Below are 18,840 nucleotides of genomic sequence, written 5' to 3' on the forward strand. Positions count from 1 at the left end.
CGTCCTGCTCAGACAGAACGTATGCCAGACACTTCGGAGGGGGAAGTCGAGATTCGGCCGATGCGTGACGCCGACATCGAGCCAGCGATGGACCTGCTGGAGACGTGGAACATGGCTCCACAGACCGGGAATACGGACGCAGAACGGTCGACTATCCGGGTCGACAACTCGTTCGTGGCCGAGGATTCGGGGGCGGTCGTCGGCGTCGCGAGCTACATCGTCCACTCAGAGACGCTCGGGGAGACGGCGAGTCTGGCCGTCGATCCCGACTACCGGGGGCAGGGAATCGGCTATCGACTGCAGGTCAGACGCCTGGAAGCGATGGCCTCACTGGGGATCGAGACGGTGCGGACCGAGACCGACAGGCCGGAGACCATCGAGTGGTACGTCGAGCACTTCGGCTACGAGCGGGTCGGGACGACGCCGAAGAAACACGAGTTCAGCCTCTCGGACGTCGAGGAGTGGACGATACTCGAACTCGACCTCGCGGCGTGGGAACCCAGCGACTGAGGCGACGTTCATGACCGAGACACACAACGTCGTGTACGCGGTCGACGAGGACTACTGGATGCCGCTGTACGTCTCGATCCACTCGCTGGTCTCGAACAATCCCGACTCCTCACTGGAGATCTTCGTCCTCTACACGGAGCGCGAGGAGTCGTTTTTCGGCCACGTCGCGGATCTGACCGCCGAGTACGACGACGTGACCGTCACCGGGATCGAGGTCGACGAACGAGCAGTCGGCGACGTCCCCACGCCACACTGGTTCACCGAAGCCAACCTCTATCGGTTCCTGATGGGCCGGGTGCTCCCGCTGGAGGACGAGCACGTGCTCTATCTCGACTGTGATACCATCGTCGACGGCTCGCTCGCCGACCTGTTCGCCACGGACCTCGACGGCGCGGTGGCCGCGGCGGTTCCGGAGTACAAGCTTCGGTCGTTCGAACTGGGCTTTCAGATCGACTCGCTGTTTTACAACGCGGGCGTCATGTACGTCGATCTGGGCGCCTGGAAGGCCCACGACGTCGAAGCCGAGGCGATGGAGCGTCTCGCCGGGAGAGACGACGTCACCTATCCCGTTCAGGAAGTCCTGAACCCGATCTTGAATCGACAGGATCTGTGGCAGCCGTTGCACCCGAAGTACAACGCGATGACGAACTGGGCGGGAGTCCTCGCGACCGAGACGGACGATCAGCCGGTGATCGTCCACTACACCGGCCCCGAGAAGCCCTGGCACTACCGGTGCGAGCGACGGCACACGGATCTGTGGTGGCGCTACCTCGAACAGACGCCCTACAGCGGGTATCGGCCGCCGGACAAGACGGTCGGCAACCGACTGCTGATGGCTCGAAAGCGGGCCGGCAGACGCTCGAAGCAGTTCGTCTGGAACCGCCTCGACAGCTATCCGCGACTCCGCCGCTCGGTCGTGGCCGTCTACGAATTCGTCGTCGGGTAGTTTTTTTTATCGCCCACCCCCAGCAGGAACCTGTGTCGTTCAAAGCGGCCGTCACCCGTGCGATCGAATATCGAGCCGAGAACGGGACGATTCCGACGATCGGTGCGATCGCCGAGTACACCGGGACCGAGTTCAACAGGCGGTGTCAGTTTCTCGGCGACGCGATTCGAACGGACCGCAAGCACGGGTATCCGCGTTCGATCCGCCTCCGGGCCATGCTGGACGGGTTCAGCGCACACACGTATCTGTGGCTCGGCCTCGACGAGGCCGACAGCGACGCGTATCTCAGTTCGAACGAGGCGATCCGAGCGCTGAACAGCGACTACATCACGCCGATTCACCACAAGTACGCCTTCCAGCGGGCGACCGAACCGACAATCGACGCCGTGCCCACCATCTACGGGACGATCGATCGCGGGCGGTTCGAACCGACTGCAGCCGTCGAGTCCGACTTGTCGCCGCTCCTCTCGGCGGAAGGCACACTGGTCCTGAAGCCCGTGAGTGAGGGGCGCGGCGACGGCGTGTACGTGTTGGAAGACGGTGAGCAGGCGCGTCTGAAGATGGGTTCGGGGACGATCGAATCGACCGTTGCTGACCTGGCGGCCGATCTGGACGGGTATCTCGTGACCGAGTTTCTCGAACAGCACGACTACGCGGCCAGTATCTTCCCCGGCGCGACGAACACGATCCGCATCCACACGCTGGTCGACCCGGAGACGGGCGAGATCAGCCTCCACCGGCCGTCCCATCGGTTCGGGTCTCGGGAGTCCGCGCCGATAGACAACTGGTCGAAAGGCGGCTACACCGCGCCGATCGACACCGACACCGGCGAGATCGGTCGTCTGATCGCTCTCGATGGGGCGTCCCGGTCGCGTTTGCGGACCCATCCCGAGACGGACGCTCGCGTCGCAGGCGTGACAGTCCCGTACTGGGCGGAGCTTCGCAATCTCGTCCGTGAGGCGGCTGCGATACACCGCGACGCGCCGCTGGTCGGCTGGGACGTCGTCGTCACCGAGGATGGTCCAGTCCTTCTCGAAGGCAACGCCCGCCCAAGCATCGTCGGCCTCCAGCTGACCGAGGGCCTCCTGACGGACGAACGACTGCGGCGCGCGTTGGAGCAGGCGTAGTAGTGTCCGCGGACAAGCGCTCGGTTGTCGAGAGAGCCAGAGTTATGCCGGCTCCAGTGGAGCCTGCGTGTATGGCGGGTCTCTGTGGGGTCGTCGGGGTCGCGGACGGTATCGAGGATGTCGCTGCCGGACTCGAGTGGACCGGCGAGGAGTCGACGACGCTGTTTCGGGATGAGCGGCTCGCAATCGCCGGGTCTTTCGCCGTCTCCGAGGCGGCCGACCAACCCGTCCAGGTCGGCGAGGACACGCTCCTGTGGATCTGGGGATCGGTGTTCGGATTCGACGGCGATGACGGGTATCAATCCCGGGATGTCACGGCCGAGTCAGTCTTCGAGTACTGTGCGGATCTGTACGAGCGACACGGCCCATCGTTCGTCTCGGGGTTGAACGGCGATTTCGTCGGCGTCATCTACGACCGGCGGGCGGAGACGGTCTCGATAGTCACCGACCGACTCGCGCTCCGTGACACCTACTACGTCCAGCCCGAGGACGGGCCGCTCGTCTTCTCGACGGCGATCCAGTCGCTGTCGCGACACCCCGCGGTTACGCCGCGGTTCGACGACCGACTCGTCGCGGCGTATCTCGGCTGTGACTTCCGAACGTTCGGCTGTACGACGCCGCTGGAAGGAACGTTTCTCTTCCCTCCGGGATCGATCACGTCGGTCGATCTGCCATCGGGTTCGATGACTGCTCGGCAGTACTGGACGCCGACGTATCGACCACGTGAGCGCTCTTTTTCGTCGTTTCTCGACGAGTTCGCCGAGCTGTTCGAGACGGTGATCGCCGAGCGACTGCAACCGGGCCGCGAGTACGGGCTGTTGCTGAGTGGCGGGGCCGATTCCAGGCTCGTACTCGCGGCTGCCGATCGCCAAGCACGGGCGAACCTGACTGCCTATCACTGCACGGGGTGGATGAACCGCGAGGCCCGGGCGGCCGAGCAGGCAGCGCTGACCGCCGGGGTCGACTTCGAGTGGATCCAGCGCGGCCCGGACTATCACGAGCGAGCGCTCGAACGGAATCCCGGGCTGTCGAACTTCGTCGGCACGTTCGAGCAGGCCCACGCGGAGGGGTTCGTCGGGGAGATTCGCGACGACGTCGACGCGATGGTGACCGCGTCGTTCGCCGACTCGAACTTCAAAGCGCACAGCTTTCCACAGCGCAGTCTCGACCTCGGCCCGCTCGGGACGGTGCACCTGCCGAGACTCGAACCGATGGATCGGATCGAACACTTCGTCGAGTACTGGGCGGACGATCCTCCACGGTATCTCGACGCCTCGGTCGATCCCAAAGCGATCCTTCGCTCGAATATTCGCGAGACTGACGCGGGAATCGACCATCACGGACTCACCTACGGCTCTCCCGAGGAGCTGTTCGTCTGCGGGACGCTCACGCCGCGGACGAACGGGAGCGTCCTGTTCTTGCTCCAGAGCCTCCGCCAGCACCTGCCGGCGTGGAGTCCGTTCGTCGATAACCGTCTCGTCGACCTCTATCTCTCGACGCCGACACGCCATTTCGTGCGACACAACGTGGTCGCCCGGGCGGTCGAGCGCCTCGATCCCGATCTGGCCGCCGTCACCTACGCCAACACCGGGCTCCCGCTTTCGTCCCCCTTCTGGGCCCACTGGATCGGCGAGCACTGCCTCGGGTTCGCCGACGAACATCTCTCGATCACCGATCCACCGGATCCGCACCTGTCGAACGGGCCCTGGCCACACAATCCGCGGCTGATCCGCGAGCAGTCGTTCGTGCGCGAGGCCATCGAAGCCAACGAGGACCTGATTCGGGAGTTGCCGTTTCTCGATGTCGAGGGCGTCTGGGAGTGTTACCGCGCGCACATGGACGGAGAGCGAAACGACGCCGAACTGTACGGGCTGGTGACGCTGCTGGCGATGCCCGTCACCCGGCGGATCGTCGACGGTGGGTGACGGTCGAGCCGATCACTCGGGGGAGTCCTCTCGGCCGTACTGACCGAACCCGGGTTCGAGATCGAGTCGATCACGTAGCTGTCCCGGCTCCATGACGTCGTGCCCGTTCAGATCGATCAGTTCGTGGACGCGGCGTACCAGGTCTTCGTTGGTCGCGAGCCGCTCTCGGTCGGCACCGATATAGATGGCGTCTTCGAGACCGACGCGGACGCCACCGCCGAGTGCGACTGCGAGGGTGTTCGTCGACACCTGAGCGTTACCGATCCCGGCCAGTGCCCACACGCTGTCGGCGGGGAGATCCCGGAGCATCGTCCCTACGTGGACGGGGTCGGCCTGTGCCGACGCGACGTTTCCGAGCAAGAGATTACAGTAGTGGGGCGGCTCCAGCACACCGCGCTCGATGAGGTAGTTCGCGTAGTTCACCATCCCGAGATCGAACAGTTCGAGTTCCGGCAGGACGCCCCGCTCGTCCATCCGCTCGGCCAGTCGACGGACCGTCTCGGGGCTGTTGAGACTCGCACTCCCGCTGAAGTTCATCGACGAGAGCGTCAGACTGCCCATATCGGGTTTCCGGTCGCCGGTCAACTCCAGCGGGGCCGTTCGCTTGTCGACGTCACCCCACTCTCGTCCGCTCAACGAGACACAGACGACGAGCTCAGGTGCGAACTCCCTGATGCCGTCGATAATCTCGGCGAACACGTCGCGCTTCCACGTCGGCTCGCCGGTTTCGGGATCTCTCGCGTGGAGGTGGACAGACGTGATGCCGATCTCGGAGGCCGTACGCACGTCCTCGACGATCTCCGTCGGTGTCACCGGCACGTGCGGGGTCATCTCTTTGGTGGGGACCATCCCCGTCGGCGCGAAATTGATCGGTATCGGCTGCGCCATCACCACCAACTGTCTGGCAGAGAACAAAAAGGGTTCGATGGGGGGTTGTCCGGACGACGACTCCTTCAGAGCAGAGTGGTCGTCTCGGCCAACAGGAGGAGACCGACGGCGACGCTGAGGAGGCCGGCGACGATTCGGAGGGCGTCGGTATAGCCGACGAGCCGTCCCCAGCCGGCGGTCACGACGGCCATCGCCCCCACGGAGGCGAGGGCGAATCCACCGAGGAACGCGAGCCCGCCGGTCGCGGTCGGCGCGGCCGCGGTCATCCCGATCACGACGCCGCCGCTGCCGGCCAGTCCGTGGACGATCCCGACCGCGAACGACTCCTCGTCGGCGTGGGAGTGACCGAGTCCGATCGCTCCGCGGCCGAGTCTGAGATGGCGGTGCTCGGACTCGCCGTGGGTGTGTGAGAGGAGCCGTCGGCCGAGTGACTGCCGGCCGGCGATCGCCCGAACGCCGAGCGCGACGAGCACGAGCGCGACGACCACCTCGAATCCGGTCATGACAGCCCCAGGTAATTCGAGTCCGAGCGCCAGGAACGCCGCGCCCAGCAGGACGATCGGGATCGAGTGACCGACCCCCCAGGCCGCGCCCGTGGTGGCGGGCCTGTCGGTCTCCTCGACGAGCGTCGCGACGGCGGCCACGTGGTCGGCTTCGAGCGCGTGTTTCGCCCCGAAGACCCCGCCAGCGGCCAGTGCAGCCCCAAACATCGTCCGTGTTTATCTGCGGGGGGTCAAAGGGATAGCGACTCGTCCGGGCGACGCTGGCGTGTCTACGAGGGCCGTGAAAAACACGCTGGGGAGCGATAGACGCGGTTCGCGACGAGGATGGGGGTCCCGGCGGTCTACTCGGCGTGGTCTTCGATCGGTTCGATGTCTTCGCCGTCACATTCCGGGCAGGTGTACCAGCGGGATTCGGCGTCGGCCTGTGTCTGGAAGTGGTGGCCGCAGCTTCGACACTCGTACGGCTGGCCGTCCTCCGCGATACCGATCGTCTCTTTGATGCTCTGGATGACGCTCATACGCACCTGTGGGTAGTGTCTGAAGGACGTAATAAATCCGTGTGCGGCTGCACGGTACGAATTCGTTCTCGGACGAGCGACGACCACCTGCCCGAAATTTTCGACCGTTCAGCGACCGCTTCGAGAGCGTCTCTCGGACGGTCGCGAGACTTCACGCTCTGAAGCCGTTATTTCTCGTCGAGGCGGTCCTCGGCGACTGCCTCGCCGTCGCTCTCGACGACAGTCCCGGGATCGGTCGTGTCATCGCTTGGCTCGGGCGGTTGTTCGCTGAATCGGTCGACGAGATCCCGCCGGAGTTCGACCTCGACGGTGAAGCCGCCGTCTTCGACGGCGAAGCAGACCTCTTCGAGGGTCGTCCGGTAGGTCTTGTAGTGGTTGCCCTCGTCGTCGAGTTGGCGCTGCTCGGCGAGCATGTCGTACTCCTGGAGGACGTTGACTCGCCGGTAGACGGTCGGCTGGGAGGCGTCTGTGTGATCGGCCAGCTCCTCGGCCGAGACTGGCTTGACGCTGGCCAGCGCCAGGATCTGCCGGACGTGTTCGTTCCCGAGGACGTCGAAGACGGTCTCGGGCTCCCACTCGCTACTCACGATCCGACAATCTATCTCCCGGCAGAAAAACGTCCCTGAATCGGTAAAACGGCTCTTTGTGTCTCGCAAACTCCCTTGAAGATGAATCGTGTAGCTGCAGGTATGCGACGCAGGACCCTCGCGGCCGTCGCGGTCGCCGCCACACTCGTTCTCGCGGGCTGTGCCGGGGCCGGGCCGACGGACGATACGGCGACCAGCCCACCGCCCTCCGACACGACGACCGAACCGCCGACTACCACTCCCTCGGCGACCCCTCCAGCAACGACCACGACCCCGCCGGCTGGCTCGCCGGGATACGACGTGACGGTGTTCGACAGCGGCTGGACGGGCTATCCGATACTCGAAGATGGGCTCGTCTATCCGGACGATTTCGAAGCCAACGCGAGTTACTACGCGACGCTGCTGACTGACGCGAGCGACACCGAGCGGTTCAATCGAAGCCAACTCACGGACGACGCCGAGCAGTTCGTGGACGAAACGGACTTCGAGACGGCCTCGCTGGTGGTCGTCCAGGCCTATCCCAAGTCCTCGGTTCCCGATTACCGGGTCGAGTCGATGACCCGCGACGGCGACCGACTGGACATTCGGATCAACGATTCCAGCGAGATGGGGACCGACGACATCACGCTCGAAACCGTCCTGATCCGGGTCGAGCACGACGGAACACCGCCGAGTGAGGCACGAATCGAGACGCAGACAGGCGTCACCTTCGACACCGACGACGGCGCGAAGGTCGTCCCGCGAGACTCGTAGTCACGCCTCGAAGACGTCGACGAACTCACTCGTTTGGTCGCGCCACGCCGCGATCAGCGAGCCGACGAACTGGTCGTCTTCGCTGCTCACGGGTCGTTCCTCCCCGTTCACGTTCCCCGAGGACTCCCTTCGGTCGTCCTCGCTGGTGATCGCGTCTCGCTCTTCCAGATAGTCGACGACTTCCCGAACGCCCCGCTCCAGTTCGATCGTCTGCTCGAAGTCCAGATCACGCCGCGCCTTCGACGTGTCGAAGGTCGTGCTGTAGCGGCCGTGATCCGCCAGAAAGCCGGTTCGATCGGGCGCGACGTCCAGCAGCACGTCGGTCGGGATGTGCACGAGGTCGGGGTCGGGCGCGTCCAGCGCGCGGGCGAGGACACGATAATACTCGTTCCACGTCGGGACGGCCTCGGCAGTGACGTTGTAGACCTCGCCGTAGGCGGCCCGGTTGCCGACTGCGCCGACGTACGTACTCGCGACGTCCCGGCGGTGACAGGGGCCCCACAGCCCCGTGCCGTCGCCGTGGACGACGATCGGCTCGCCGTCGCGAATCCGCCGGAGATAGGTCGTGTCGACCCCGAAAGTGTGACAGAGATTGCCGTCGCCGTGGGGACCGTAGGTGGTCCACGGCCGGAGGATCGTCGCCGCGAACGCCCCCCGGTCGTGGGCGGCCATGATCGCGTCCTCGGCTGCGGCCTTGTTCGCGCCGTAGTCGCTGGTCGGTGGATGGCGCGGTGCTGTCTCGGCGACCGGGTTCGAGTCGACTGGCCGCCGGTAGACGTCGATCGTCGAGGTCATCACGTACTGTTCCACCTTTCCTTCGAAGGCGTCGATCGCGAGCTGGGCATCGCTTTCGGAAAAGCAGAGCATGTCGATGACGACGTCGGCGTGGACGGGCGCGATCTTCGAGGGGAAGTCGTCGCCGAAGCGGTCGGCACGGACGTGTTCGACTGAATCCGGGATCTGTGCGTCGCTCTCGCCGCGGTTACAGACGGTCACGTCGTGGCCGGCGGCGACCAGTTGGCGGGTGACGGCCGTCGAGATGAGGCCCGTGCCGCCGATGAGGAGGACGTGCATAGATTGCGGTTCGGCAGCGAGGCACAAACCGCTATCGGCGGCGCTCGTGGGGCCGCACCTGTCAGCTCTCACCCGGGCAGATTCGACCAGACGAAGACGCCGACGCCCGCGAGGACGAGCAGGCCCAGCGGCAGGCGGTAATGTTTCGTCACCAGTCGGGTCGCGACCGCCGAGCCATCGCCGTGGGCCAGGAAGATGCGGCCGTCAGCGGCCGTGATGGCCAGCTTCGGTACCTCGGCATCGAGAGCGTCCAACCCGTCGATATCGATGTCCACAGTCCGGACGATCCGGCCGCCGACGTGGGCCGTCTCCCCCGCGGTGAGGACCTGCCGGTAGACGACCTGGCCGGGTTTCTCGCCGTGTTCTGTCTCGGTGTCGAGCAGGTAGTTCGCCGCTCGCGGGTCGACGAGGAGACGCTCGCCGCGGTCGCTTTCGAGGACGAACGGGACGGAGTCGATGTCGCTGCCGACGCGGGCGACGCCGGTTCCGTGGGGGCCGGACTCGAACTGTTTGTTCGGGTCCAGCGGTTCCCGCAAGCCAGTGTTGTGCTCGATGTTCACCTCGCGGACGACTTCGTTGACCACCAGCGTCTCTTCGGCTGGCCGGTCGGCGCTCGGCTCGAGACTCCTTGCTGTCCCCGATAGCCTGAGCGGCCCGTCCCCGGACATAACGCTCCCTATCGACGCCTCGGACAGCCTCATGTACTGCCGTAGCGGCGCGCTACTCTGGAGACCGTCGTACAGCAACTTCGCACCCAGCAACGCGCCGAGTACCGTCACGAACGCCCACCACGGGATCGTCACGGCCTGGCTCGCCAGGGCGACACGTCCACCCGAAATCACAGTTGGGGTGTCACGAGACGGGGACTTGAACACTCCGTTTCACTGTCGGATCTCTCCTTCGGTACCTGGGCGTCGTCGGTCTGTCTGCGTCGCACGAGCCAGACGGTGTCTCACGCAGGAACAGACGTCTGTCCCCGGTGGCAGTCGCTCACGAGCGTGAGTGGCTGCGGGGAGTAAGCCCCCTTCTGTTCGGCCCGGCATTCGGCTGAGCGTCCGCGTCCACGTCCGGGCTACCTTGCGGCGCGGACTTGCACCGGTGAGGATTCGCCGTTCCATCCCTACGTCCCCGTCGAACTTTGGTGGGTTAACTCGCCGTCCCTTTCTTGGCGACGCGGCACGACTGTCTTTCGACGGCCGACCACAGTCGCCTTCGTCAGTTGGGCTTCGCACACCGCATCAGTCGGGGGGCGCGGTCTCGTTTCTGTTCCAGTGCCGGCGGTCTCCCGCCCCGGGTTTGCACCCGGTCACCTGCCCGGACGGTGGGGGGACTTTCCTCATGCCTCTTGCCCGCGTTCCGGCGAGGCCGAAACCGGGATCCGGGGCACGGGGTCCGGGCTCCCGCTGCCACCTGTACTACTCGACTCGGGAGATTAAGACCGTCGGTTCACAGGACGATACTCTTGGTCGTCGTCAGCGCCTCGATCGTGCTGTGGATCCCCTCGCGGCCGATCCCCGAATCCTCGTTGCCGCCGTAGGGAATGTCGCCGATCCCGTGCGAGGGCGCACCGTTGATCCGAACCGACCCCGTGTCCAGGGCCTCCGCAACCCGGAACGCCCGGTCGTAGTCACTGGTGAACACCGAGGAATCGAGTGCGAGGTCGCTCTCGTTGGCGATCTCGATAGCTTCGTCCTCAGTCTCGAAAGCGACCACTGCCGCGACGGGCCCGAACTGCTCTTCGTGGACGATCTGGGCGTCCTGGGGTACGTTCGACAGTACTGTGGGCTCGAACAGCGCCCCGTCGTGGCTGCCGCCGCGGACGACGTCCGCCCCCTTCTCGACGGCGTCGTCGACCAGCTGCTGGACCCACTCGGCTTGGTCCTCGGAGATCAGCGGTCCGACGCTGGTCGACTCGTCGAAGAGGTCGCCGGGCTGCCAGCTCTCCATGGCCAGATCCAGGCGCTCGACGAGGTCGTCGTGGACCGACTCGTGAGCGAGCACGCGCGAGACGGCCGTACAGCGCTGACCCGCGAGCTTGACCGACCCCTTCGCACACGCGCCGGCGGCGTCGGCCAGATCCGCGTCCGGGAAGATGATCGCGGGCGCGTTCCCGCCGAGTTCGAGGTGCAACTCGACCATCCCGCTGTTGCGCGCGATCCGCTCACCGGCCCCCGAGGAGCCGGTCATCGCGATCGCGTCCAGTCCGCCGTGGCCGGTGAGCGTGTCCCCGATCTCACTGCCCCGGCCCGGGACGTAATTGACTGCTCCATCTGGGAGGTCGATCGCGTCGACGATCACCTCGGTCAAGACGGCGGCGGTCACGGGCGTGTGACTCGACGGCTTGACCACGACGCTGTTGCCGGCGACGAGCGCGGGCGCGAGCTGCTGGGCCGCCGTCGAGACGGGGTAGTTGTACGGCGGGATACACAGCACTGTGCCGACTGGCTGGGGTTTGACGATCGCCTGCCAACCCTCGTGGCCCGACGTCATCCCCTCGCGGTACTCGCCGAAGTGAGAGCGCCCCTCTTCAGCGGCCAGCCGGAAGCGTTCGGCCGCACTCGCGACCTCGCTGCGGGCGCTGGAGATCGGTTTGCCGGCCTCCCGGACGATCACCTCCGCGAGTTCGTCCCGCCGGGATTCGAGCGTCTCGGCGATCGCGTTGACCCACTCGGCGCGCTGGACGACAGTCGTCTCGCGCATGGCCGTCGTCGCCTCGACAGCAGCGTCGACCGCCCGTTCGGCGTCGTCGCTCGTCGCCGCCGCGACCTCCGCATAGGTCCCGCCATCGGCCAGATCCGTCACGTCCAGCGTGTCGTCGGTATCGATCCATTCGCCCGCGATGTACGGCTGCGGTTGCCGTTGAAAATTGCCTGTCGACATCTCTGTATACCATATCATTCTTGGGATGTATAACAGTTTGTTACACGCAGGAAAGCCCTGGCGGCGCAGTCCGGACGACAGTATCGCGTTCGCCAGTTCGGGACCTACTGCTCGAGCGCCGAGCGGACTTCTTCGAGGAAGCGCTGGGGCGGGAGTCCGCCGGTGAACTGCCCCGTTTCGTTGACGTTGATCTGGGGGACGCCGCGGACGCCGTACTCCTGGGAGAGTTCGCGGAACTCCTGGGACTCGATGGCGTCGGCCTCGATCAGGTCGTTCTCGACGGCCATGTCGTGGGCCACCCGGACCGCCCGCGGGCAGTGGGGGCACGTCGGCGTCACGAACACCTTCAGCTCGACCGGCTGGTCGATCTCCCGAACCTGCTCGCGCACCTCCTCGGGCAGCGGCGTCTCGCCCGCACCGCGAGAGACCACGATCAGGTCCTGGAGGAACGAACTAAACTCCTGGCCCGACGGGATCCCGAAGTACCGGACGCCGGTCACGTCGCCGCGGGTGATGACGGTCACGGGCGCGCCGTCGTACTTTCTCGCCCCCAGGTCCTCTGCCAGCGGGTCGTCCATGTCGTGGATCTCGACGCTGACGTGCTCGCTCTCGCCCGCGACATCGTCGTAGAGATCGAGCGTCTGTTCACAATACTCGCACTCGTCTTCGGTGAAGACGTGGACGGTGACTGCGTCGTCGAGTTCGGTCAAAACCTGGTTTACTTCGCTGCGGTCGTCGGCCGAGAGGACTGACATGCTACCTCGTCTTACGAGGCTGTGCCGTGTTATATGTTGCGCTGTTCCCAATACTCTAAATTACTATTCACTCCGGCGTGAACGCGTGGCCCCGGAGGACCATCCGGCTTGTTAGCGCCGCGGTGGCCGTCCAGACGACGACGAGCAGGGCCGTGACGGCTGCGAGGACGTACGCGAGCGCGCCGACGCCGAGGAACTCGCCCAGCGAGCCCGCCGAGATGGCGAACGCGCCCATCGGGAACGTGTAGGCCCACCACGTGAAGAAGAAGGGGTGGGCGCGCCGCTTGACGTAATGGACGACCAGCGCTGCCGTCAGCACGAACCACCAGGCCGAGAAGCCCCACATCGTCAGCGCGAGCAGTTTCAGCACGGGGACCAGCGGTTCGAGCGCGAGCCCGAGTCCGGCCCCGCCTCGCAGCGCGTGGGCGAGTTTGGCGATCCCGATCGTGAGCACGGCCGTCGGCGCCAGCCCGATAACGAACGTCGGTGCGAGCTTCTCCCGCGGGAGGCTCTCGTAGGCGTAGCGAAAGAGGACGATCGACCCGAAAAAGAGGAACATGAACGTCCCGACGCCGAGGGCGACCATCGAGAGCATGAACACGATCAGGCCGGTGGTCGTCCCGCCGAGGTAGCTCCCGACGAGTTCGAACCCCAAAAGCGGGATGACCAGGTGACTGACTGGGGGGATGTACCACGCGAAGACGCCGTGTTCGGTCCCGATCTTGTCGTTGGTGAACATGATCGAGACGACGAGCAGGCCGAACCCGAAGATACCGGCGCTCCCCGCGACGAACAGCCCCGTCAGCAGCGGCTCCAGCACGCCGGCCGGCAGGACGTCGCCCATCGTCCGTCCGATCCCGAGGCCGAGCACGATCAACGTGATCGGCATCGTCGGGAAGAACTGACTCCGGATCGGGTGGGTCAGATCCGCCCAGACCCGACTCGGATACAGCCACATCCTGGCCAGCCAGGGGAGCGTGTACCCGACCGTCATCGCCGCCGTCAACACCACGAAAAACTGCGCTACCGGCACCAGCGCGTCCAGCTGGAACTGGGCCGCGACCAGCGCGAGAGCGACCCCCACCGCACCGGTCCCCATCGTCGAGCCGAACCACTGGGGCCCGAAGAACTCGATCGTGTTCGCGATCCGCGACTGTCCCGTCGGCGTCGAGGTCACTTCGCTCATAATATTGTACGTTCTGGTAATCACTACGGACTACTATACTTCAATCCATCGAACGGCTTCTGGCGGCCGACTTCGGGCTACAGGACACACCAAAAACGGATGGTGTATCGGCAGTGCTGGACAATCGATCGGACCGGTCGACGATCCGCTACCCCGATCTATAACGATCGTTGTGGTTATTGTATTGCAGATCAAAGACAATATTAGCGGGCGGCTCTGACGTCCGCTACGATGGAACACGAGTTCGAGTTGCCGACGTTCGACGACGGAAGCGACGAGGGAACGCTCGTCGCCTGGCACGTCGAGCCGGGCGAGACGGTCGCGGCGGGCGATCGCCTGGCCGACGTCGAGACCGACAAGTCCGTGATCGAGGTGTCGGTCCCGTCGGGCATGTCCGTCACCGAACGGCTGCCGGCGACCGGCGACACGGTCGCAGTCGGCGACGTTCTGGTACGGTACGAACCCACCGAGAACGAATCACCGTCCGACGCCGCCGAGGGGGGCGAACCGGACGAGGAGCCGACGCCGGCCGTCTCCCGAGTCGGGGGCGACGACGGATCGGACGACGGCCCCACGGCTGCGGTCTCCCGAGTCGACGAGGAGCCATCCTCCTCGGCCGTCACGCGGGCCGACGAGGCGGGTCACAGCGCAGACGAGCAGACCGACCTCCTCGTGATCGGGGCCGGTCCCGGCGGGTACGTGGCGGCGATCCGGGCCGCCCAGTACGGCCTTGACGTCACGCTCGTCGAGAAGGACGCCTACGGCGGGACCTGCCTCAACTACGGCTGTATCCCCTCGAAGGCGTTGATCCACGGGAGCGACGTCGCCCACGAGGCCCGGACGGCCGAACACCTCGGGATCAGCGCGGAGATCGACGTCGACCTCTCCCGGCTCGTTGACTGGAAGGGGGACGTGGTCGACCAGCTCACCGGCGGGGTCGAAGGGCTCTGTCGTGCCGCCGGCGTCTCGCTGGTCGCGGGTCAGGCCCGCTTTCGCGACGAGCACACCGCCGCGATCGAGACCGAGGACGGCGTTCACACGCTCGGCTTCGAGTACGCCGTCGTCGCGACGGGGAGTCGTCCGCTCGCGGTGCCGAACTTCGAGCCCGACGGCGAGTACGTGCTGGACTCCCGGGACGCGCTCGAACTGGCGGAGACGCCGGACTCGCTGGTCGTCGTCGGCGCGGGGTACATCGGGATGGAGCTGGCGACCGTGCTGGCGAAACTCGGCACAGACGTCACCGTCGTCGAGATGTTCGAGGACGTGTTGCCGACCTACGAGGCCGACGTCTCGCGGGTGATCCGCGAGCGCGCGACCGAGCTGGGTATCGACTTCCGGTTCGGCGAACTGGCCGCCGACTGGGAGCGCGAGGGCGACGGCGTCCTCGTCCACACCGAGTCCGAAGACGGCTCGACGGCCGAACTCGCGGCCGACGCGGTCCTGGTCGTGGCCGGGCGCGAGCCCGTCACCGACACGGTCGATCTGGACGCGATCGGCGTCGAACCCGACGAGGACGGGTTCGTCCCGACCGACGCTCAGGGCCGAACCGCCCGCGACCACGTCTTCGCGATCGGCGACGTCGCGGGCGAGCCGATGCTCGCGCACAAGGCCAGCTACGAGGGCGAGGTCGCCGCGGCCGCCGCGGCAGGCGAACCAGCCGCCCTGGATCGGACGGCCATGCCCGCGGCCGTGTTCACCGATCCGGAGGTCGCCACGGTCGGGCTGACCCGCGAGGCGGCCGAAGACGCCGGATACACGCCTTCGGTCGGCCAGATGTCGCTCGGTGGGAACGGCCGCGCCCTGACGGTCGAGGCCGGGGACGGCTTCGTCCGCGTGGTCGCCGACGGGCCGACCGGCCAGGTGCTCGGCGCACAGATCGTCGCCCCGAACGCCTCCGAACTGATCGGCGAAGTCGCCCTGGCCGTCGAACAGGGGCTCTCGCTCGCCGAACTGGCCGGCACGGTCCACACCCACCCGACGCTCTCGGAAGCAGTCATGGAGGCGGCCGCCGACGCCGCCGGCGACGCCGTTCACACGCACTGATCACGATCTATCACGGTCTTTGATTAATATCATCCTTCGATACCGCTCTCCGATCGCGAGAAATTCCCCAAAGCCTTTTACTGTATAGTGTATATTGTGCAATACAGTCATGACGGATATCGACCTGACGACGACGAGCACGGACGGATTCGACACCGAGAGCGTCATCGGCGACTTCGCGGTCGGGATCGACCCGATGAACGAGACCGGTCCCGATCCGAACTCGGTACTGGTCGCCGACTACGCGGCGTGTTTCCTCCCCGCGGTCCGGATGGGTGCACGCAAGTCCGGCTACGACGACCTCGGCAAGATGGCCATCGAGGCCGAGGCCGAACTGACCGACCACGACGACCTCGAATCGATCAGTTTCACACTCAAAGTCGAAGCCGACGTCGACGACCCCGCGGAACTGGCCGAACTGGGAGAGCAGTATTGTCACGTCCACACCGCGCTGCGCGAGGAACTGCACGCCGACGTCACCGTCGAGGTCGACGCCTTCGAGCCGACCGAGGCGACGGCCTGATTCGGCGACCCGGCCCGACCGACACATCGAAACGCGCTCCGTTCTTCCCCGCAGGTATGAAACGCACTGGAACAGTCAAAGTCCCGGACGGCAAACTCGTCGAGGTGACGCTCACCGGTGACGAGCGGATCGAATCCGCTCGCGTGACGGGCGATTTCTTCCTCGAACCGCCGGCGGCGCGAACCGAGCTGGAGGTTGCGATCGAGGGCCATCCCGTCACGGTCGACCGCGAGACGCTGGTCGAGGCGATCGCGGCCGTCGACGCACGCCTCATCGGATTCGACGCCGGTGACCTGGCCGACGCGACCCTGGAGGCGGTCCGATGAGGGTCCGCGTCGTCGATTCGGGGACCTACAGCGAACCGGTCCAGCAGGCCATCGAGCGGGTGCTCGTCGATCGCGTGGCCGCCGGCGAGGTCGAGCCGACGCTGCGGTTCTGGTACCGCGAGACCCCGGCGGTCCCGCTGGGCCGCTTCCAGGCCTACGACGACGAGGTCGAAGCCGACTACGCCGACGAACGGGGGATCGACGTCGTCCGGCGGATCACCGGCGGCGGCGCGATGTACGTCGAACCCGGCTCGGTTATCACGTACTCGCTGTACCTCCCTCGATCGGCCGTCTCCGACGACGTCGAGGCGAGCTACGCCGAACTCGACCAGTTCGCCATCGACGCCCTTCGAGACCTCGGTCTGGACGCCTCTCACGAACCGCTGAACGACATCGCCCACCCGGACGGCAAGATCGGCGGGGCCGCACAGCTCCGCACCGACGACGCCGTCCTCCACCACACGACGATGAGCTACCGACTGGACACCGCCGAGATGCTGCGGGTACTCCGGATCGGCGAGGAGAAAGTCTCGGACAAGGCCATCCAGTCCGCAGAGAAGCGCGTCGCCCGCATCAGCGATCACGTCGACGCCAGCCGCCGCGAGGTCGTCGATGCGATGATCGAGGCCGTCGGTGACCGCTACGACACGTTCGAAGGCGAGCTCTCGGCGGCGGTCCTCGCGGACGCCCGCGAACTCGCCGCCGAGCGGTTCGCCACTGACGAGTGGAACCGCAAGCTATAGGCAATTCTTGCACCAACAATTGTTTTCAAATACTCTTATTATGTGGCGCCGCGTACACGATATTGTCTATGAGTTCTCCCAAAGACGCAGTCGCCGAGAAAAAAGAGAGCGTACAGTCGTTCGCAGGCGAGGCCAGTTCCGTCGAGTCGTTCATGGGCTTCGTCCACAGCGCCGAGAGCGACGGTGCGCTGGACACGAAGACCAAGGAACTGATGTCGCTGTCGCTGGGCGTCGCGCTCCGATGTGAGGACTGTATCGTCTGGCACCTCGACGCCGCGCTGGAGGCGGGTGCCACCGACGACGAGATCGTCGAAGCACTGGAGATCGCCGTCGTCATGGGCGGGGGACCGGCGTTGATGTACGCCAGCGAGGCCTACGAGACGCTTCTGGCGTTCGACGACCGCTGACCCCGTCGTCGACGCGTGCCGATTCGCTTATCACCACTGAGTGTAACAACCGACTAATGAGACGACGGACGTACCTCAAGACGGCGGGTGCAGCCACGATCGCGGGGCTCGCGGGTTGTGCGGCGACGCCGACCGGAAACGGCACCGACCGCCCGCCGCGCGCGACGATCGACGGCACGCCGAGTGGCACACTCACAGTCGCGACTTACAGTTCGTTCACCGGGGAGGGCACTGCGGGCAACTACCTCAAGCAGGCGTTCGAGGACGAGTATCCGAACGTGACCGTCGAGTTCACGGTCCCGGCAAACGGCGTCAACCAGTACATCCAGCGCAAGCGCTCGGGGGCGTCGATCGACGCCGACCTCTACGTCGGGATCAACACTGACGACCTCGTCCGCGCAGACGCGGAACTCGACGACTCGCTGTTCATGCACAGTCAGGACTACCTCGACCGCAAGGACGCGCTCAAGCCCGCCCTCGAAATCGATCCGCAGGGCCGCGCGGTTCCTTACGACACGGGCTACATCAGCCTGGTCTACGACGAGAGCGCGATCGACGCGCCCGCGACGTTCGACGACCTCCTCGACCCGACCTACGAGGACAGCCTCATCACCCAGAACGCCCAGCAGTCCGATCCGGGAAAGGCCTTCCTGCTGTGGACGATCGACGCCAAAGGCGAGGACGGCTATCTCGACTACTGGGCAGACCTGCTGGACAACGGCGTCCAGATCCTCGACGACTGGCAACCCGCCTACAACGCCTACATGAACGAAGAGGCCCCGATGGTCGTGTCGTACTCGACCGATCAGGTGTTCTACGGTGCCGACGCCGACCTGACGCGCCACCAGATCGGGTTCATCGAGGACCAGGGCTACGCCAACCCCGAGACGATGGCTCGTTTCGAAGCGACCGACCAGCCTGCGCTCGCCCGGCTGTTCATGGACTTTATCCTGCAGCCCGAGGTACAGGGCCAGGTCGCCGAGCGGAACGTCCAGTTCCCGGCGGTCACCGACGCCCAGCTCGACGAGACGTTCGCCGAACTCGCGCACGAACCGCCGGAAGCGGTGACGTTCGACTACGACGAACTGCAGGGTAACGTCGAGGAGTGGACCGACGAGTGGGCTCGACAGGTCGCGAGTAAGTGAC

The 18,840-nt window shown here is 65.8% G+C and carries 20 protein-coding genes, 1 other RNA gene and 1 pseudogene; 12 read left to right on the forward strand and 10 right to left on the reverse strand.

The genetic code is table 11. The annotated features are described in order from the left end of the window. Positions 1–21: 21 nt before the first annotated feature. From DV733_RS08405 to DV733_RS08420, 4 genes are all read left to right on the forward strand, one after another. Positions 22–510, forward strand: a complete 489-nt coding sequence (locus DV733_RS08405) for a GNAT family N-acetyltransferase (RefSeq protein ID WP_049995118.1) — start codon at positions 22–24, stop codon at positions 508–510. A gap of 10 nt (positions 511–520) precedes the next feature. Further along, positions 521–1,456, forward strand: a complete 936-nt coding sequence (locus tag DV733_RS08410; protein ID WP_049995117.1) for a glycosyltransferase family 8 protein — start codon at positions 521–523, stop codon at positions 1,454–1,456. 32 nt (positions 1,457–1,488) lie between these two features. After that, positions 1,489–2,583 carry a sugar-transfer associated ATP-grasp domain-containing protein gene (locus DV733_RS08415; RefSeq protein WP_049995116.1) on the forward strand — a complete coding sequence of 365 codons (1,095 nt, stop codon included), beginning with the start codon at positions 1,489–1,491 and terminating at the stop codon, positions 2,581–2,583. A 71-nt stretch (positions 2,584–2,654) separates the two neighbouring features. Continuing rightward, complete coding sequence (locus tag DV733_RS08420) at positions 2,655–4,508, forward strand: asparagine synthase-related protein (RefSeq protein ID WP_049995115.1); 1,854 nt, start codon at positions 2,655–2,657, stop codon at positions 4,506–4,508. A gap of 12 nt (positions 4,509–4,520) precedes the next feature. Here DV733_RS08420 and DV733_RS08425 read toward each other — a convergent pair whose 3' ends face one another. From DV733_RS08425 to DV733_RS08435, 4 genes are all read right to left on the reverse strand, one after another. Then, positions 4,521–5,396 carry a BKACE family enzyme gene (locus tag DV733_RS08425; protein WP_049995114.1) on the reverse strand — a complete coding sequence of 292 codons (876 nt, stop codon included), beginning with the start codon at positions 5,394–5,396 and terminating at the stop codon, positions 4,521–4,523. Between the two features lie 65 nt (positions 5,397–5,461). Next, positions 5,462–6,106 carry a hypothetical protein gene (locus DV733_RS08430; RefSeq protein ID WP_049995113.1) on the reverse strand — a complete coding sequence of 215 codons (645 nt, stop codon included), beginning with the start codon at positions 6,104–6,106 and terminating at the stop codon, positions 5,462–5,464. A gap of 134 nt (positions 6,107–6,240) precedes the next feature. Beyond that, positions 6,241–6,417: an FmdB family zinc ribbon protein gene (locus tag DV733_RS17095; RefSeq protein WP_154019541.1), complete on the reverse strand. Its 177-nt coding sequence runs from the start codon at positions 6,415–6,417 to the stop codon at positions 6,241–6,243. A gap of 167 nt (positions 6,418–6,584) precedes the next feature. Then, positions 6,585–7,004 (reverse strand): ArsR/SmtB family transcription factor, encoded by a 420-nt coding sequence (locus DV733_RS08435; RefSeq protein ID WP_049995112.1) that lies wholly within the window; start codon positions 7,002–7,004, stop codon positions 6,585–6,587. 102 nt (positions 7,005–7,106) lie between these two features. Between DV733_RS08435 and DV733_RS08440 the strand changes: the two genes are divergently transcribed. After that, the gene (locus DV733_RS08440; protein WP_049995111.1) at positions 7,107–7,757 is read left to right on the forward strand and encodes a hypothetical protein; all 651 of its coding nucleotides are present in this window, start codon (positions 7,107–7,109) and stop codon (positions 7,755–7,757) included. Here DV733_RS08440 and DV733_RS08445 read toward each other — a convergent pair whose 3' ends face one another. From DV733_RS08445 to DV733_RS08470, 6 genes are all read right to left on the reverse strand, one after another. Further along, entirely contained in the window at positions 7,758–8,831 is a 1,074-nt protein-coding gene (locus tag DV733_RS08445; protein WP_049995110.1) for an NAD-dependent epimerase/dehydratase family protein, read from the reverse strand. It abuts the gene before it with no gap. Positions 8,832–8,899: 68 nt separating this feature from the next. Beyond that, entirely contained in the window at positions 8,900–9,673 is a 774-nt protein-coding gene (locus DV733_RS08450; RefSeq protein WP_049995109.1) for a hypothetical protein, read from the reverse strand. A 162-nt stretch (positions 9,674–9,835) separates the two neighbouring features. Further along, an RNA gene (gene rnpB / locus DV733_RS08455) (RNase P RNA component) lies at positions 9,836–10,239 on the reverse strand. Between the two features lie 38 nt (positions 10,240–10,277). After that, positions 10,278–11,711 carry an aldehyde dehydrogenase family protein gene (locus DV733_RS08460; RefSeq protein WP_049995108.1) on the reverse strand — a complete coding sequence of 478 codons (1,434 nt, stop codon included), beginning with the start codon at positions 11,709–11,711 and terminating at the stop codon, positions 10,278–10,280. Between the two features lie 104 nt (positions 11,712–11,815). Beyond that, positions 11,816–12,466: a protein disulfide oxidoreductase gene (gene pdo, locus DV733_RS08465; protein ID WP_049995107.1), complete on the reverse strand. Its 651-nt coding sequence runs from the start codon at positions 12,464–12,466 to the stop codon at positions 11,816–11,818. Between the two features lie 67 nt (positions 12,467–12,533). Next, entirely contained in the window at positions 12,534–13,652 is a 1,119-nt protein-coding gene (locus DV733_RS08470; RefSeq protein WP_049995106.1) for a TDT family transporter, read from the reverse strand. A gap of 231 nt (positions 13,653–13,883) precedes the next feature. Between DV733_RS08470 and DV733_RS17675 the strand changes: the two are divergent. The 7 genes and pseudogenes from DV733_RS17675 to DV733_RS08500 form a co-directional block, all read left to right on the forward strand. Continuing rightward, positions 13,884–14,048 (forward strand): annotated as a pseudogene (locus DV733_RS17675) (biotin/lipoyl-containing protein); the annotation flags it as partial. Positions 14,049–14,324: 276 nt separating this feature from the next. Further along, a complete protein-coding gene (lpdA, locus tag DV733_RS08475; protein WP_049995358.1) occupies positions 14,325–15,695 on the forward strand; it encodes a dihydrolipoyl dehydrogenase in 1,371 nt (456 codons plus the stop codon). Positions 15,696–15,804: 109 nt separating this feature from the next. Further along, complete coding sequence (locus tag DV733_RS08480) at positions 15,805–16,218, forward strand: OsmC family protein (protein ID WP_049995105.1); 414 nt, start codon at positions 15,805–15,807, stop codon at positions 16,216–16,218. A gap of 56 nt (positions 16,219–16,274) precedes the next feature. Continuing rightward, positions 16,275–16,544, forward strand: coding sequence for a hypothetical protein (locus DV733_RS08485; RefSeq protein ID WP_049995104.1), 270 nt, complete (start codon positions 16,275–16,277; stop codon positions 16,542–16,544). Continuing rightward, positions 16,541–17,287 carry a lipoate--protein ligase family protein gene (locus DV733_RS08490; RefSeq protein WP_049995103.1) on the forward strand — a complete coding sequence of 249 codons (747 nt, stop codon included), beginning with the start codon at positions 16,541–16,543 and terminating at the stop codon, positions 17,285–17,287. Before DV733_RS08485 ends, DV733_RS08490 begins: the two co-directional genes overlap by 4 nt. 68 nt (positions 17,288–17,355) lie before the next feature. Continuing rightward, positions 17,356–17,694: a carboxymuconolactone decarboxylase family protein gene (locus tag DV733_RS08495; RefSeq protein WP_049995102.1), complete on the forward strand. Its 339-nt coding sequence runs from the start codon at positions 17,356–17,358 to the stop codon at positions 17,692–17,694. Positions 17,695–17,750: 56 nt separating this feature from the next. Then, a complete protein-coding gene (locus DV733_RS08500) occupies positions 17,751–18,839 on the forward strand; it encodes a thiamine ABC transporter substrate-binding protein (RefSeq protein WP_049995101.1) in 1,089 nt (362 codons plus the stop codon). The last annotated feature ends 1 nt before the right edge of the window (position 18,840 follow it).

This window comes from Halapricum salinum (assembly GCF_004799665.1).
GTDB lineage: Archaea > Halobacteriota > Halobacteria > Halobacteriales > Haloarculaceae > Halapricum > Halapricum salinum.